This is a genomic window from Magnetococcales bacterium (genome assembly GCA_015232395.1).
Taxonomy (GTDB): Bacteria; Pseudomonadota; Magnetococcia; order Magnetococcales; family JADFZT01; genus JADFZT01.
In genome coordinates this window covers 1-16622 of record JADFZT010000036.1, presented here as the reverse complement: position 1 = coordinate 16622, position 16622 = coordinate 1, and the positions used below count along the sequence as shown (strand labels likewise).

At 56.3% G+C, this 16622-nt stretch carries 12 protein-coding genes; 7 read left to right on the top strand and 5 right to left on the bottom strand.

Annotated features, from left to right (window positions below):
- Positions 1-48 precede the first annotated feature (48 nt).
- Entirely contained in the window at positions 49-1428 is a 1380-nt protein-coding gene (locus HQL52_11225) for an insulinase family protein (GenBank protein ID MBF0370015.1), read from the top strand.
- Between the two features lie 37 nt (positions 1429-1465).
- Here the strand turns inward: HQL52_11225 and HQL52_11220 are convergent, their stop codons facing one another.
- Positions 1466-5170, bottom strand: a complete 3705-nt coding sequence (locus HQL52_11220; protein ID MBF0370014.1) for a PAS domain S-box protein — start codon at positions 5168-5170, stop codon at positions 1466-1468.
- Between the two features lie 707 nt (positions 5171-5877).
- A complete protein-coding gene (gene radC / locus HQL52_11215) occupies positions 5878-6579 on the bottom strand; it encodes a DNA repair protein RadC (GenBank protein MBF0370013.1) in 702 nt (233 codons plus the stop codon).
- Between the two features lie 370 nt (positions 6580-6949).
- Here radC and dnaB point away from each other — a divergent pair, with 370 nt between their 5' ends.
- Positions 6950-8320, top strand: coding sequence for a replicative DNA helicase (dnaB, locus tag HQL52_11210; protein ID MBF0370012.1), 1371 nt, complete (start codon positions 6950-6952; stop codon positions 8318-8320).
- Positions 8321-9499 (top strand): alanine racemase, encoded by a 1179-nt coding sequence (alr, locus tag HQL52_11205; protein MBF0370011.1) that lies wholly within the window; start codon positions 8321-8323, stop codon positions 9497-9499. It abuts the gene before it with no gap.
- A gap of 133 nt (positions 9500-9632) precedes the next feature.
- On the opposite strand, the gene HQL52_11200 is transcribed toward alr, so the two are convergent.
- The 3 genes from HQL52_11200 to HQL52_11190 form a co-directional block, all read right to left on the bottom strand.
- Entirely contained in the window at positions 9633-11420 is a 1788-nt protein-coding gene (locus HQL52_11200) for a tetratricopeptide repeat protein (protein ID MBF0370010.1), read from the bottom strand.
- Positions 11421-11628: 208 nt separating this feature from the next.
- On the bottom strand, positions 11629-12792 hold the full coding sequence (locus HQL52_11195) for an S-layer homology domain-containing protein (GenBank protein ID MBF0370009.1): 1164 nt from the start codon (positions 12790-12792) through the stop codon (positions 11629-11631).
- A 138-nt stretch (positions 12793-12930) separates the two neighbouring features.
- Positions 12931-14289 (bottom strand): sigma 54-interacting transcriptional regulator, encoded by a 1359-nt coding sequence (locus HQL52_11190; GenBank protein MBF0370008.1) that lies wholly within the window; start codon positions 14287-14289, stop codon positions 12931-12933.
- A gap of 278 nt (positions 14290-14567) precedes the next feature.
- Between HQL52_11190 and HQL52_11185 the strand changes: the two genes are divergently transcribed.
- The 4 genes from HQL52_11185 to HQL52_11170 all read left to right on the top strand — a co-directional run.
- Positions 14568-14924 (top strand): hypothetical protein, encoded by a 357-nt coding sequence (locus HQL52_11185; GenBank protein ID MBF0370007.1) that lies wholly within the window; start codon positions 14568-14570, stop codon positions 14922-14924.
- A 28-nt stretch (positions 14925-14952) separates the two neighbouring features.
- Complete coding sequence (locus tag HQL52_11180; GenBank protein ID MBF0370006.1) at positions 14953-15318, top strand: hypothetical protein; 366 nt, start codon at positions 14953-14955, stop codon at positions 15316-15318.
- A 60-nt stretch (positions 15319-15378) separates the two neighbouring features.
- Positions 15379-15861 carry a hypothetical protein gene (locus HQL52_11175; protein MBF0370005.1) on the top strand — a complete coding sequence of 161 codons (483 nt, stop codon included), beginning with the start codon at positions 15379-15381 and terminating at the stop codon, positions 15859-15861.
- Positions 15862-16257: 396 nt separating this feature from the next.
- On the top strand, positions 16258-16622 hold a 365-nt coding region (locus HQL52_11170; GenBank protein MBF0370004.1), incomplete at its 3' end, for a hypothetical protein.

Sequence of the window (16622 nt, the reverse complement as noted above, 5' to 3'; positions counted from 1 at the left end):
TGAAGCGCCTGCCATCCTTATAATCAATCCGACTTTGCGGATCTTGTCATGGCCCAAAATCGATCCAAATCAGAGCCATCCATGAAAAATTCTCCCTCTCTTGCCAGGTCTCCATTTTCGGCGCTGCCCATACCCGAGCCCCGGTTTCAGCGGAGCCGACTCGATAATGGTCTGATGGTCGCCACCTTTCCCATGCCCTGGCTCCACGAAGTGGGGGTGACCCTTTTTGTGCGGGCCGGTTCCCGCTTTGAACGGGAAGAGGAGGTCGGGATTGCCCATCTGTTGGAGCATATGCTTTTCAAGGGGATCGCTTCCATTCCCGACCCCACCCGCTTTCACGAAAAGCTGGAATCCCTGGCTGCTGACATGAATGCCGCCACCGGGCAGGAGACCAACGCCTACTGGATCACCATGCCTCCGGAGCATCTGGATGAAGCTTTGGAGCTGTTTTGTGAAATGTTTACCCAGCCCGCTTTGGCTGGGCTTGAGACCGAACGCAAGGTGGTGCTGGCGGAGATGCGGGAGGATGAAAACGACCAGGGGGAGATGACCAACATGGGGGTGTTGGCTGGGGCAAAGCTCTGGCCCGAACACCCCTTGGCGCGCCCCATATTGGGCACCCGGGAAAGCTTGGCCGGGATTGATGAGGCCGCTTTGAGGCGTTTTTTGGGCAACTATTATTGTGCTTCCAACATGGCTATCGCCTTTTTCGGGCCTGTGGAGCAGGGGCAGGCAGTGGCTCTTTGTGATCGCGTGTTGGGCAGCTTGCCGTCGGCGCCCAAGCTCTATCCCGGGGCGGGATCCCTGGCTCTGCCCCCCCTCCCCCCCCCCATGCCTGTCGGCCCCCACTGGGTGGCGGTGAACGACCAGACCGCACAATTCGGCCTGACCATCTCCTTTCGGACCGGTGGCCTGCGCAGCTGTGACTATCATCCCGTGGCCGCGCTACGTCGCCTCCTGGACGACGGTTTTTCCTCCCGACTGCAATCCACGGTACGGGAAAAAAAGGGCTTGGTGTATGACGTTTGGGCCTCCATGACCCTCCATTCCGATACCGGCGCTCTGGAGGTGGGGGCTTCGGTTTCTCCGGACAATCTGGAGGAGGTCTATCTGGCCCTGATGGCGGAGTTGGATCGTCTGGGAGAGGCTCCCCCCCCGGAGGCGGAGTGGCAGCGGTTGATCACCCGTTGGCGGGCCGGGTTGATGAGCGCGCTGGATCGCCCTTCGGAGATGATGGAGCGGTATGTGGCTGATCCGCTGTTTGAGATCCAGGAGCCTTTTTCCCGCTCCTGGGAGTGTATCCAGGCGGTGGATCCTTTGGCGCTGCCCCAGCTGGCCCGGGCATTGACCCAACCGGAAAACAGGGTGGTGGTCTTGGTGGGGCCCAAGGCCAGGGAGCTTTTGCCCATTTTGCAAAAGCTGAGTTGAGTGGGCCAAGAGGTAAGCGGGCCAAATGGTTTTGGTTTCAGCCCGCCTTTTCCCTATCCCCGGTATCGGTTGAATGAATCCGGGAAAAGCGATCCAAAATGCCCAAAAGCCGCCCTTTGGAGATGGGCTTGGGGAGATGAAAATCACAGCCCGCCACCCGACTGCGCTCTGAAACCTCCCGCATGGCATGGGCGGTCAGGGCGATGATGGGGGTGGGTTTGGCTCGGGTTTGTGCTTCCCAGGCACGTATTTTCATGGTGGCGGTGTAGCCATCCATGACCGGCATCTGAATATCCATGAAAACCAGATGGAAGTGGCCGGTTTTAAATTTTTCCAAGGCGATCTGGCCATTTTCAGCATAGGTGATTTGGTGGGCGGTTTTTTTGAGGAAGGCTTTGACCAGCAGGCGGTTGTCCGGATTATCTTCCACCAGCAAAATCGACAGGGCCTTGGCCACCCCGACCTTTTTTAAAAAATCCCGATTCAGCGCCCGCCGCTCCGAAAGGGTCGTGGAGGTGGTCGTTTCAGGGCTATCAACGGCGGGAAAGCGGACGGTAAAACAGAATGAACTCCCCTTCCCTTCCTGGCTTTTGACCCAGATTTCCCCCCCCATCTGATGGACCAGATGACGGCTGATGGCAAGCCCCAGACCAGTCCCCCCGAAGCGACCGGCGACACTGCTGTCCGCCTGGGAAAAGGGGGCAAAGATCACCTCCTGGTTGGCCTCGGAAATACCCATTCCGGTGTCGGTGACACAGAGCAGAAGACGGCCATCGGTTTCCGGTTCCGCCTTGACCACCACCGAGCCGGTTTCGGTAAACTTGATGGCGTTGCCGATGATGTTGATGAGCACCTGCTGGAAACGTTGCTGATCCCCCCGGACGGTCAAGGGAATGTTGGGGGAGATGCGGGATTTCAGATCGATTCCCTTGTCCTTGGCCCGGACCGAGAGGATGTCGATGATGTTTTGCAGAAGGTTGCCAAAATCAAAGGGAGCCAGATAAAGCTCCATCTGTCCGGCTTCGATTTTGGAGAGGTCGAGAATGTCGTTGATCAGCGACATGAGCGCCTTGCCGGAGCGCAGGGAGATATCCACATAGTGGTTTTGATCGGGATTGAGCTGGCTCTCCACGAGCAGTTCATTCATGCCGAGAATGGTGTTGAGGGGGGTGCGGATTTCGTGGCTCATGGCGGCCAGAAAGGCGCTTTTGGCCAGGTTGGCGGCCTTGGCTTCCTCAGAGGCTTTCAGGAGTGAACGCTCCATTTGCTTGCGTTCGGAGATATCCAGAATCACCCCCACCAGGCCGCTGATTCGACCACCGGCATCGGTATAGGAGGCCTTGTGAAAGATGACGTTGTGGCGCTCCCCCCGGGCATCCTGAAATTCCGATTCATAGACCTGAACACCCACGGTTGAAAGCAACTCCCCATCCTTGCCATGGGCCTCTTCGGCCAGATCCCTGGGGGCGGTCTCAAAAACCGTCTTGCCGATGATGTTTTCCCGGGACTCCTTGAGAAAAAGTTCGAAGGCCTTGTTGCAGCCCAGATAGAGCCCTTCGGTGTCCATGAAAAAAATCGGCACCGGGATGGTTTCCATCAGGGTTTGCTGAAAGGCCAGCTGGTTGTTTTGTCGGACCACGGCTTCCAGGCGGTGGCTCGCTTCCATGGCCAGGGCCACCATGTCGGCGATGGAACCGGCAAAATGTTGTTCGTCGGTGGTCCAGGTGCGGGGTTGGCCCAGATGTTCGTGACACACCACGCCGATGGTATCCCCCTGGGAGCGAATCGGGGCGTCGAGCAGGGCGGAGATGCCGTTGGGAATCAGATAGGGATCCCGAAATTCCAAGGTTCGGGGATCCCTTTGGGCGTCGTTGGTCGCAATGATGCGGTCATCTTCCATGGCGCTGAAATAGCCTGGAAAATCTTTTTTAAAGAGCGCCTGCCCCCCTGAATGGGCCCCGGTTTGAACTTCGAAAAGATCCAATGCCCGAATGGCAGTACGGTTTTCGCTGTAGAGCCAGACACTGGCCCGCCCCACCCCCAGCCCCCGGGCAGCGGCTTCGGTGATCAGGCGGATCGATTGGCTGAGATCACCGGCCATGATTTCCCGGTTTTTGGCCAAATGCAGCAAAGTTTCCCGTTGATGCTTCAGGCGTTTTTGGGTGTCATCCCGCTCCTGGTCGAGTTTTTTTCGCTCGGTGATGTCCCGGCTGGAAGCCACCAGATAGGGTTTGTCCGGGGTGTGGAGATAGCGGACACTGATTTCCACGGGAATCTTGTGACCATCCCGGTGGGTATGGGTTCCTTCGAAAACCAGATCGCCGACCTCTCTCAGTTGGTTTGCATGGTCCTGCCACTGCTCGGGTGAGGTGATTGCCCCATCGATATCGATGACCCTCATGGTGAGCAGTTGCTCCCGGCTGTATCCCAGGTGCGCGGCAGCGGAATGGTTGGCGTCCAAAAATTGCCCGGAATCGGGATCGATCACAAAGATGGCATCCCGGGATTGATCGATCAGATGGCGAAATTTTTTAAGATCTCCCTCCAGCTGTTTGCGCTCGGTGATATCCCGAACGATGGCAGAATAGGAGCGCTCCCCCTCCACCGCCCAGGAGACGATGGAGATGGCGATGGGAAACTCTTCACCGGTTTTGCGCACACCAAAAAGCTCCACCACCTTGCCAGCCAGCCGGGTCTGCCCCGACGTGTTGGCCCGCAGGAGTGCCTGATTGTGAGCCAGGCGGAATCTTTTCGGGATGATCCGGTCCAGGGATTGACCGAGAATTTCTTCCGGGGGAAAACCGAAGATGGTGACGGCGCCGTTGTTCCAGAAGGTGACCTGACCCCGTTCGTTGATGGAGATCACCGCCTCCCGGGCAGATTGGGAGATGGCCCGGAATTTTTCCTCGCTACGGCGAAAATCATGAGTGAGCACCTCCAGGGGATGGTTGAGGCCTTTTTTGATCACCCCCAGGTAGATGAGATAAAAGGAGCCGATCTTGAGCATGTGGCCGATATAATTCGAAAAGCCAAATACACTGATATAAAAGGTAAAAGCCATCTCGGCCAGGATGGTGAGGAGAATCGAACCCGCCAACAGCCGCCACACTTCCCGGTCCAGCCCATGGCGATGGTTGAAGAGCGCCATGAGGCTGGCCAGCAAAATCATGCTGATCGCATATTCGCTGATAATTTTAAAGGGGGTGAGCCCCAGACCCGGAACGAAGCAGTCGGGAAAAATGTCCCAGACCAGGATCGAAAACAGCAACAGCCCCGTTACAACGGTATAGAGAAACAGCAGCCATTCTCCCTGAAAGGTGCGTTTCAGAAAGGGAATGGCGATGAGCAGGGAGAGAGCCTCCAGATAGCGGGTGGCAATCCAGAGCTGGGTGGCCGGGTTGGGACCGCGATCGGGAAAAACACCCATACCGTTGTAGGCCAGGGCGTGAAAAAGATCGAGAATGCCGATGAAAAGATAAGCGATGCCCAAAAACAGAAAAAAATGGTTGTCGTGAAATCGGCGGGTGTTCCAGGCCACCATGAAAATGCCGATGGCGACCACAATGCTGAACCCTTCGGCCAGGCTGTGGAAGAGGAGATAGTTGTTGAGGGAAACCCAGTAGCTGCCGATGAGCGCCATCCCCAGCAACAGGATGGTTATTCCCTTGTGCAGGGGAGATCGGCGTTGTCGGGGAGAATCGATGGCCTCTCCCGGCTGTTGGGTGTGTGGTTGCTGGGCCATGAACCTTGAGGTTGGGTCAGTATTGGTCCAGAGAGGTTGAAAAAAAGCGAACCTTGTTCCGGAATAAACTGGAAAGCGTGGTCTGCCTGGAGTTTAGCCTCTCGCCATTTTATAGCAATTCGAATCAAGAATTGGACATATGCCGTTGCACTTTTGCCTTCATTCCCGCGAAGGCGGGAATCCAGAGGGGCCGACACGAACCTTTCCAAATCTTGTTTCACTTTCAACAAAATTCCGCCCTTACTGAAGATTTGTTTTTTCCTTGAGGGCCATGATTATCTCCCTGGATCCCCGCCTTCGCGGGGATGACGAGTCAGGGAGGAGTGTCCAATTTTTAGTTAGGCCTGCTATATCTGAACATGGAGCATCCAACACCCCGGACCTTTGCTGCCAAAGGGAGCGGGGATTCCAGCTACCCTTCTACCTTTGGGGTGGATTTTGCTCTGATGGTATTCATGCCTTGATGTCAGATAAAGTAACCGAATATTTCGATTGTTTTTTAAAAGGCCAAACAATTTTTTGTGTCAGGATAACAGGATTGAATCGAATTTTGGGAGAAAAACCGCATTTTGGTTTGATTGGTTTGAATTTACTTTTTACAGTTAAGTATATTTTGCTTAACCGACGAGTCGAAGTACAGGTGAATTTTCAGGAAAAACAGGATACCAAGCCCCGGCAGTCGCGACCGGCTGGTCCCGAGACGGGCATCAATCATCCAAAAACCCCTCCTGGGCCATGGAGATGCCTTCGTTGCCGGTGACGATGATGTGATCCAACACCCGAATACCGATGGGAATCAACGATCTCTGCAGGAGCTGGGTAAATTGGATGTCGGAGCGGGAGGGTTCCGGGTGGCCTGAGGGGTGGTTGTGGGCCAGAATGACGCTGGCTGCCTTGTGGCGCAAAGCGGCTTCCACCACATGACGGGGGTGAACCAGAGCCTCCTTGACTGTACCGTGGCTGATGAGGGCCGGGAAGAGCAGGCGGCACTGGCTGTCGAGGCAGAGGACGTAGAACACCTCTTCGGTGCGGCCTGCCATGAGGGGGATGACATAGTTGAGGCTGCGGTGAATTTCGTTCAGGGGCTTTTTGATCCGCTTGGATCGATCGGTGAGGTAGTAGCGGGTCAAGGGGGGAATGAGGCTGAGAAAGGCGGCGGCAGCCTGCCCCATGCCCGGAATGGTGGCGATATCCTTGGGGTCTGCCTCCAGGGCGGCGGAGAGGGAGCCATATCGTTGCAGCAGCCGATGGGCGATTTTATTGGTATCCTGCCTGGGCAGGGCGTTGAAGAGCAGAAGTTCCAGGACTTGATGATCCTCGAACCCTTCCAGCCCTTCCTGCTGAAACCGTCGCCGCAGTCGGCCCCGATGACCATAGTGCAGCCCGCCGTCTTTATCCCGTACCGTCATACCGTGTCAGCCGTCTTGAAGGAAATGAATCTATATTTCGCCCTTAAACCACCTGTTTTGCAAGTCGCCTTTTGATCAGTTGCCAACCGTAGTGTAATGTGCCCTGTCATGTCGAACCCCCCCTGATGGACCAACCCTGGGACCAACCCTTATGAATGAAATACCAACCGAGCCCCCGTTTTCTGTCGATCCCGGTCTGCCGGTGGAAGGAAAAACCGGGCTGGAACAGGAGAGTCTCTCCTTGGCCCCACCGGCTGGGATCTCTCCGGACCCATCGGCTCTGAACACCCTGGATCCCTCTGTCCTGGCTGCCTATGCCCCTCCCCTGGAGATGGCCCCGAACATGGCCCCGGAGCTGAACTATTCCAGCATGGGATATGATGCCGGAATCGACGGTCCTGCTTCCAGACAGCCAGCCTACTCCATGGAGGCGGAGCAGTCGGTGCTGGGGGCCATTCTCCTGGATAACGATACCCTGGACCAGGTGGCCGATGTCCTGGCTCCAGACGATTTTTATGTGGCCGCACACCGTATTGTCTTCAAAGCGATCCAAACCCTGGACGACCGGGGAGAGCCTGCGGATACGGTTATATTAAAACAGTATCTGGAAAAGCAGGAAGAGTTAACCTCCATTGGTGGTGCAGCTTACTTGGCCGAACTGGTCAATACTGTCCCTGCCATCGCCAATGTCAAGGCTTATGCCCGCCTGGTTCACGACAAGTCGGTGCTTCGGGAGCTGGCCCGACAGGCTACCGGGATCGTCGAAGGGGTCTATCGGGATCCCCGGCGCAAGGTGGACGAGGTGCTGGATGATGCCGAGCAGCGGATTTTTTCTGTCGCTGAAGGGCGGGACCAGCGGCGTTCAGCCTATTATGATGTAAAATCAATCCTGACGCCGGTCTTTGAGCGTATCGACAAGCTCATGGAGCGCAAGGAGGCGGTCACCGGGGTGCCTTCGGGCTATGAGGATATGGACAAGATGACCGCTGGCCTGCAACCATCGGATCTGATCATCCTGGCAGGGCGTCCCTCCATGGGCAAGACGGCTCTGGCCATGAACATTGCCGAAAATGCCGCGTTGGGGCACAAGGTGGGGGTGGGGGTTTTTTCTCTGGAGATGTCCAAGGAGCAGCTGGTCATGCGTCTGCTCGCCTCCACCGCCCGGGTGGATGCCCAGGGATTGCGAACCGGTTGGATCAAGGATGACGAATATGGCCGCCTGATCAATGCCGCCGGGGAGCTTTCCGCCGCACCGCTCTATATTGACGACACCCCGGCGATTTCGGTGATGGCCCTGCGCTCCAAGGCCAGACGCCTGAAGCGGGAAAAGGATATTCAGATGATCGTGGTCGATTATCTCCAGCTCATGACCGGATCTTCCGGCAGCAGCGATAACCGGGTGCAGGAGATTTCCGAAATTTCCCGGGGGCTCAAATCGGTCGCCAAGGAGTTGAGCATACCGGTCATCGCCCTCTCCCAGCTCTCCCGGGAGGTGGAAAAACGGCCCGACAAGCGACCGATTCTTTCGGATCTTCGGGAGTCCGGGGCCATTGAGCAGGATGCCGATGTGGTGATGTTTGTCTATCGGGAGGAGGTCTACAAAAAGGACGACCCGAGCCTGGAAGGGTTGGCCGAGGCGATCATCGCCAAGCAGCGTAACGGCCCCGTCGGGGCGGTCAAGCTCACCTTCCTGAAAAAATTTACCCGCTTCGAAAACCATGCAGCCCCCCAGGGGTTTTGAATGGATACCCAAACGCCAGGGTCGGGTCGGCCTACCTGGTTGGAGATCGACCTGGAAGCGGTGGTGCATAATTTTAACCTGGCTCGAAAAAAGGCTGGGGGTCAAAGCCGGGTTGGAACTCAAGGTAGCGCTGGAAATGGTGTAGAGGTGTTTCCGGTGGTCAAGGCCGATGGCTATGGCCTGGGTGCGGTACCCATCGCCAGGGCGTTGCAGCAGATCGGTGCCCCGGGGTTTTGTGTGGCCCTGATCAAGGAGGCTGAAGCGTTGCGTGGGGGGGGCATCACCGGCCCCATTCGGCTTCTTTCCGGATTTTCACCCGGGGAGGAGTCCCGGGTGGTGGATCTGGGGCTGGAGCCTTTTTTGTATGATTTGGCCGCAGCCCGGAGGCTTTCCCAACACGCCCCCCAAGAGCGGCCGGTAGCGGTCCATCTGAAGGTGGATACCGGGATGGGGCGGTTGGGGTTTGGGGTAGAGGAGGTGGCGGAGGTGCTGGCAGAGTTGACCAGGCTGCCAGGGATCCGGGTGGTGGGCATCGCCTCCCATCTGGCCTGTGCCGATGAACCACAACGCCCGGAAACAGCGGCGCAAACAGACCGATTTTCGGGGCTGCTGCAACAGCCTGAAATAGCCAGGCTCCAGTTGACCGCCTCCCTCGCCAACAGCGCCGCCATTCTGGCTCACCCCGAGACCCACTTTGATTGGCTGCGCCCCGGTATCATGCTCTATGGGGGCTCGCCTTTTTTTCCAGATACCCGGGAAACCGGACTGAAACCGGTGGTCACCTGGCTGAGCCGCATTCTGCAAGTGAAAGAACTCCCCTCCGGCACCGCCATCGGCTATGGCCACACCTTCACCACCAGCCGTCCCACCCGCCTGGCCCAGATTCCCGTGGGTTATGCCGATGGCTATCCACGTTTTTTGAGCAACCGGGGGATGATGACGCTGCACGGTTGTCGAGCGCCGGTGGTGGGACGGGTCTGCATGGATCTCATCACCCTGGATATTACCGATATTCCCCAAGCCCGGGTGGGGGACCGGGTGACTTTGATGGGAGGGAGCGAAGCCGGGGCGATTTCTCTGGAGGAGATGTCATCCTGGCAGCAAACCATCCCCTATGAGGTGATCTGCCGATTGGGCAAGCGGCTTCCCAGGCACTACTTGGGAGGAGATTGGACGTGATAGCGTGGCTCTATTGAGCGAACATTGAAATGGCTGTCTACGATCTACGCCCTGGATCCCTATCTGCATGAGAGTGATGAAAAAAAAGGGAGATTGGCAGATCACGATATATCTGATTTTCAATTGAAACGGTTTATTCTTCCTGTTCAGCTACTTTCATCAGCCACATTTTCCGATAGGCCTCTTCCAGGCTTTGGGTCATCCCCTGTGGGTCGCACAAAGGGGATGCAGCCATCTGTTGGCGGAGCGCCTGCCGTTCTTGGCTGGACCTGACTCCCCGGGCTGCCATATCAACCGCCAAGTCTACATAGTCGTCCAGATTTTCGGCGCTCCATTCTGGATGTCCCACCGCTGACAACAGACTTAAGCTCATGCGTTCGACAAAATGGCGGCCTGCCAAAGTCACCACAGGAACTCCCATCCACAGGGCATCCGCTGTGGTGGTTGCGCCAGTATAGGGAAAGGTGTCCAGGGCGATATCCATTTCCGAATACATGGCCATGTGGTCGTTGTAGGTCGGGACTCTGGCGACAAGGTGAATCCGTTTCGGTTCAATCCCGTGATGAGTAAAATAGGCCAGCATTTCCTCGGCCAGGTGTTTGTCTCCCAGCATTTTATTTTTCAGCAGTAAACGGGAGTTTGGAGCGCGTTGTAAGATCTGACACCAGGCATTGAGGACTTTGGGCATGATTTTGCCCATGGTATTGAAGGATCCAAAAATAACGGTCTCATCCCCTCGGGGGCTTTTTACCGGTTCGGGCAGACCCGCACGGGGTTGATAGCACATGTAACAACGCGGCAGCCGATAGAGAGATTCAGTTGTCCACTGCATGTCATCTTGGGGATGGATAGTGGTATCGGTAATCCAATAATCCATGCTCTTCAGACCAGTGGTGGCAAAATAGCCCAGATAGGTGGCCTGAATCGGGGCTGGTTTATAGGTAAAGGTGGTCAGACGATTATTGATTGTGTGGCCTGCCAGATCGACCAGGATATCGATTTGGTCCGCATGGATGGTTTTGGCTAGTTGCTCGTCACTCAGTTTGATCGTCGAACGCCAGGTATCCACCCGTGATCGCAGTTTGTGCGTTGTTGCGTCCGGCTTGGATACCTCGGCATAGGCAAATATTTCAAACCGGCTTCGATCATGGTTGCGCAGGATGGGTTCGATAAAATAACTGACTGCGTGATTTCGGAAGTCAGGGGAGACATAGCCGATCCGCAGACGGGGGTTTGCGCTTCTTGCGGTGATATCATGGGGTTGGATCTTTCCTCGGCCTACCCGCGCATGGATTTGCTCCATTTTTTGGTGAGTGTCGATAATGATTCCAGGATCGTTGATGCGCAGATGACTCAACATGAACAGATAACTGCTTAGGTATCTGTAAGAATTTGGAAGGTGTTCGTGGGATTTTTGATAATAGGTGAGCGCCTTTTCCGATTGCCCTTGATTTGCCAGGGCGAGACCCAGATTGAACAGAGCCGTCGGGTAATTTGGCTTAAAAGCAAGCGCCTGATTGTAGCTGACGATGGCATCATGCCACCTTTCGGTTTCCCAAAGGGCGATGCCCAGGTTGCAAAATGCTTCTGCCAGGTTGGGTTGTAGGGTCAGGGCTTGACGGAAGCAGGTGATGGCCTGGTCAAATTTTTTTGCCAACAGATAGGCACTGCCAAGATTGAGGTGAAAGTCGGCAATATTAGGTTGGCATTGGATCGCTTTTTTGATCAAGCTTGTTGCCACTTCATATCGCCCTCCCTGAATGGCCAAAACACCGAGAAGGTGATTGGCAGCAGGATGATTGGGCTGGGCCTTCAATATGTTTTGATAAATGACCTCAGCCTGTTGTAGGCGGCCCGCTTTTTGATGGCTCATCGCCAGATTCAGGGCTTCGGGGAGGGTCAGAGTGGTTTGGTCGCTCACAGGAGATCCTTGGTGTTGATGGCCCAGTTTTTTTCTACCGGTCACTGCTCCGGTTTCCATTAGGTTACGGTGCCATATTCGTTCCATCCGGGGGAAGACCTTTCAGTTCATATCACGTCTCAGCCTTGCGATCGTTTTCCTTCCCCTCACTCCGCCCAAACGCCAGCGTAAGGGGGGCACTGTGTCCGAAATTTTGATAAATAAAGGATTATTCCGTCACATCCTCAAAAGTTAACGTGGTGGTTTCGATCACGGTGACACTCTCGATGGCTTCCAGCAGCACATCATAGGTGACATCCAGGGTGCTGTAGCTGGGCAGGGAGGCCGGGGTTTCCGAGAGGGCGTAGAGGGTCAGGATATATTCGTGGCTTCCGGCTGAAGGGGAGCAGGGGGAGGTGTAGGAGATGGCGGTGCCGTCTTTATTGGAACCCATATACCACGCGCCATCATCCGCCCCACCGTGGGCTATTTCGGTGACTGACGGGTCGATATCCCACAGCAGCAGGTAGGCGTTGGCCTGGGTGGTGTCTTCGGAGTTGGGGTAGTGGTGCATGGTGATGGCCAGCGACCCGGCAGAGTCGGGCACCCCGGACCAGGCCAGGGGAATGGAATCCTCGATATCATCCACCTTCTGTTCGCATTTGTAATCGTCGAGAATTTCCCCATCCTCAATGGCGCTACTGGTCAGAGCCATCTCCCCGGTTTGTGTGCCGCTACCGGAATCATCATCAGCGGTCAGCTCAAAGGTGCGTACCAAAAAAACCGCCATTTCCGCCCGGTTGATGGTGAGGCTCGGGCAAAAGTGGCCTTCGTCACACTCGCGGGTGGTGTCGAAGGTGTCGTCGGTGAGCCCTTCGGCGGAGAGCTGTTCGATGAACGAAGCGGCCCAATAGTCGGCTGAAATGTCCCCAAAAACCGCTCCCGTGGATGAGGGGGGTTGATAGTCGGAGCCATATTTGGTCCGAAGCAGAAAGATCGCCATCTCTCCTCGGGTGATCTCCCGGCTGGGGCAAAATTCAGTGGCCGTGCAGCCGCTGGTGATACCCAACTCGGAGAGCCGCTCCACAAAGCTACCCGCCCAATAGTCCGCCGCCACATCGTCGAATACCGTCCCCGTGGCGGTAGAGGGGGCATAGTCGGAGCCATATTGGCTGCGGAGCAGAAAGATCGCCATTTCAGCTCGTTGCAGGGTGTTGTCCGGGCAAAAGTTTTCGCTGTCACAGCCACTGGTGATTGCTGCTGAGGAGAGGATTTCGATGGATTCATACCCCCACCGGTCGCTGGTGACATCGGTAAATCCCCAGGCTTGACCCGGCATAAGGAGTGGCAGCAGAAGGGTGAGCAGCAGGGGAACGCGGTGGAGGGGGGGCATGGGAAGGCCTTTTTAGTTTATGAGAAGGGGATTCTTTCGCTATCAGAAGGAATCATTCTAACAGGTAGGCCCGGGTTCGGTAAGAGGCTATTGCTTTTGATGGTTCCAGGGTCTCCAGGCTTGAGGTCGGATGGGCGTTCATTGTTTTGGGTCACCGTTGCGAAGGGAAGAGGGCAATGCCTCCAGTTTCCGAAAAAGGGTCCGCAGGCTGATTCCCAGTTGATCGGCCAGGGCTTGCCGGTCGTTGGGATAGCGGGCAAGCGCCTGGATCAGATAGCGCTGTTCCACCTCTTTCAGCGATAGAATCGGTTCTTCTTCGGCTGGGGTTTGGGTCAGTTGGTTTTCCGGCTGGGGGAGTGGGGGAGATCCATTGGGGGAGATGTCGGGAAAGTGTTCCGGTAACAGCAGACCTCCCCCTGAGAGCAGAAAAGCCCGCTCCAACATGTTTTGCAGCTCCCGGACATTTCCTGGAAAGGGATAGTGTTTCAGGAGAGCGGCGGCCGCTTGTGAAAGGGTCACCCGTTTATCCAACGTAATGCGCTCCAACAGGGAGCAGGCCACCAGGGGAATATCTGAAACCCGCTCACGCAGGGGGGGGAGTTGAATGGGAAAGGCGCTGATCCGGTAGTAGAGATCCGGGCGAAAGGTGCCCGCATCCATCATTCCTTTGAGATCCTGATTGGTGGCTGAAATCAGACGAAAATCCACCAGCCGGGATTTGGTCTCTCCTACCTGACGAAAGCTCAGGGTCTCCAGGGCGCGCAATAATTTAACCTGCTGTTGCAGGGGGATCTCCCCCACTTCATCCAGAAAAAGCGTTCCCCCGTGGGCGGTTTCCAGAAGACCCGGCTTGTCAGCCACAGCCCCGGTAAAGGCCCCCCGCTTGTGGCCGAAAAGTTCGCTTTCGAAGAGATTTTCCGCAAGCTCCGAACACTCCACCGGTACAAATGGTCCCTTGGATTGACGGCTCGCCCCGTGAATGGCCCGGGCCACCAACTCCTTGCCGGTGCCGGTCTCTCCCAGCAGCAATACCGGAAAAGGCTTGGGGGCGACCCGGTGGATCATGTCAAGCATGGTGACAAAGGTTGGAGAACTTCCCACCAAGCCGGTCGCCGAAGGTTGGGGGCTGGCAAAGGTGATGGGCCGGATGATTTCGACGAAGGGTCCGATGGCGCCGTCGTCCCCGACGATGGGCAGGATTTCCACATGCACATAGAGCGCCCCCCGGCGGGTGTGATGAATGTGCAGCGCCCGCTGAGGCACACCCGTTTCGGCTGCCCGGGCCAGGGGGCAGGGATGGTTGTGATGGGCGCAGGGTTGATCCAGATGGTGGGAGGTGGCAAAGCAGAACGCCCCGATCACCGCTCCGGTTTTATTCCCGCCATAGTTTTCAAGGTAGGGGCGATTGGCCGCCAAAATGCGAAATGCCCGGTCCAGCAGCAGGGCCGGCTCCGGATGGCAGTTGAGGAGATTCTGGCTGTCGGGTTGTTCAGACATCGGTCGCTCCCGGTCATCCCCGGAGAGGGCCTCTTCCAGGGTCATCAAGGGGTAGCAATATGACGAAAATGACATCCAACACATACTGACATGTCATTTATGGCACAACCCTTCACAAGTCGCCACATCCTTTTGGACTCTCTGCCGGATCCCCGGATTTGATCCTTCGCAACTGACAGTTAAATAAAGAGAAATGATTGTTTTATATCAGAGTGCCATTCCCTCTGAATTGGGCCTGGTAATTGCTCTTATCCAGGGTAAAGGCTGCCACTGGGGAGATGGATTGGGATTGGAAACCAGGCTCCTCTTTTCCGGATGACGAGGTGACGATGGACCCCCTGCCGTTCCAGCTCTCTCCGGAAAATTTTACTTTGGTTCGAAAGCTGATCGAAGGGCTCATCGAGGCCTATCGTCTGAACGCTGAAAACTGGGTCATTGCCCGGTTCAGACAGATTCCCAGTCAACCCGATCCAGCGACGATGACGGCGTTGAATCGTTGGATGGAAGCCTATCTTCCAGAGACCTTGGCCCAGGAGATCGCATTGAGGCTCCAGGGGGCCGGGTCCAATGCCACAGGCGCTTCTATCGGAGATTTATCCCCAGGAGAGATCCAGCGGTCAGGTGGGCAGATGTGACCGGTAAGCCAAAGAGGAGTTTGATCCCATGAACGCTATCCAAAAATTGGTGATGGTTTCGGCGGTGGTTCTGGTGGGCAACTGTTCCTTGAATGAACCGGGTTGGGCCCAGGAGTCGAGTTATTGTGGTCCCATGTGCCACGTGCCCATGGCCTGGCAGGGAGGGAGTGGACCCATGGCGTGGCAGGGGCTGGGGCCACGGGAGGGGCATTTTGAGCAGATGCAGGCCCGTTTCGTTTCCCCTTCCACCCAGAATTCGGCCTGGGAGCGATTTCGCCTATTGGTGTTGAATCGCAACCCGGTCAGCACGCCGATCTATGACCGCATGATCGTCAATGCCCTGCGCCAGGTAGAGGCCACATCTCTTGGGTCAGCCGCCGGGTTTCCAGAGTGATGATCAGGCATGCCAACCAGTCAACCACTTCCACCTGAAACAGGGTCAAAGGAGAGCATCATGAACGTTTGCAGCAGAAAAACCATGATTGTCGCAGGGCTGTTTTTGGCCACGGCCACCCTTCCCCAGGTGGTGAGTGCCTACGACACCGATAAGTGTGGTCCCATGTGCCATAATCCGGCAGCCTTCCACTCGGGGTCGGAGGGGAGCTGGAAAGGGTTGGGCCCCAGGGATGGCACTCTCCAGGATATGAAGCGCCATTTCCGCATCGGTGCGGGTCAGGAGGCCTCTTGGGAGGCGTTTCAAAAAGCGCTTTTTGATCGCATGTTGGCCACATTCGATGCCCAAAATCTGACCCAGGAGGGGGCCACCGCCACCCCGGCTGATTTTGACCCGGAAACCATGGCTCCAGTGCTGTCGGTGGAGCTGATCGAAAAATGGCAAAATGTGCTCACCACCTTCGATGATCTCAAACAGGTACTCGATCAGGATCGTCAACGGGTGGCTGATCGCATCCGCACCATCTGCAAACAGGTTGAATAGGGCCTCAGGGGTTGTACCGAATAGGAGGCTAAATCTGAGTAAAGGCTGAATCAGAGAATAAGTGGCTATAAACTCCTATGGTGGTTTCCTGGGGAGACACCAGGAAACCACCGTCAGGTCAGGGTGCGGCATTTTTTCGGTTGACCTTTTTTGAACTCCGTTGATTCATCATCCCTTTTTATTCCTCAGCTCCACAAGAACCCGACACCTGTCGATCCATTCTCCTCTCCACCTTGCGGGATGACCTCCCCTCCCCTACCTTTTCAAGCCAATGGATGCATTCGCCACGTTCAGAACCGATCCCCTGCCCCCCCTGGCTCCAGAGATTTTTTTTGGCAGGTGTGGCGGGTCGAAAGATCGGCTGGAAAATCGGCACACAGGAAAGGAAACCACTGGATGAACCCGATGGAAACCTATCGCCGGCAAGGGCTGCAAACGCCCCTCTACCTCCCCTTGTCCTCCCCCCGCTGGGGAACCCCCCATCGCCTGGCTTTTTTTGGGGTACTGACCGGGATGGCGGGATTTATGGGGATGAGCGGTCGCTGGCGTATCGGGTTGGTGGGGGCTCTGGTATCGGTGTTGATCGGTTGTGCCATTCTGGTGATGGTGAGAGGCCACCGGGCCAAACAGCATCGTGTATTGGCGTTGAGTGAGGCAGGTCTTTCCCTGCCCGACCTCAATGGCGAGGTGATTCCCTGGGGTTGGTTGGGTCCGGCTTGGGTGCATCGACCCAGCCGGGTGGAAAGGCGTTCCGACCAGGA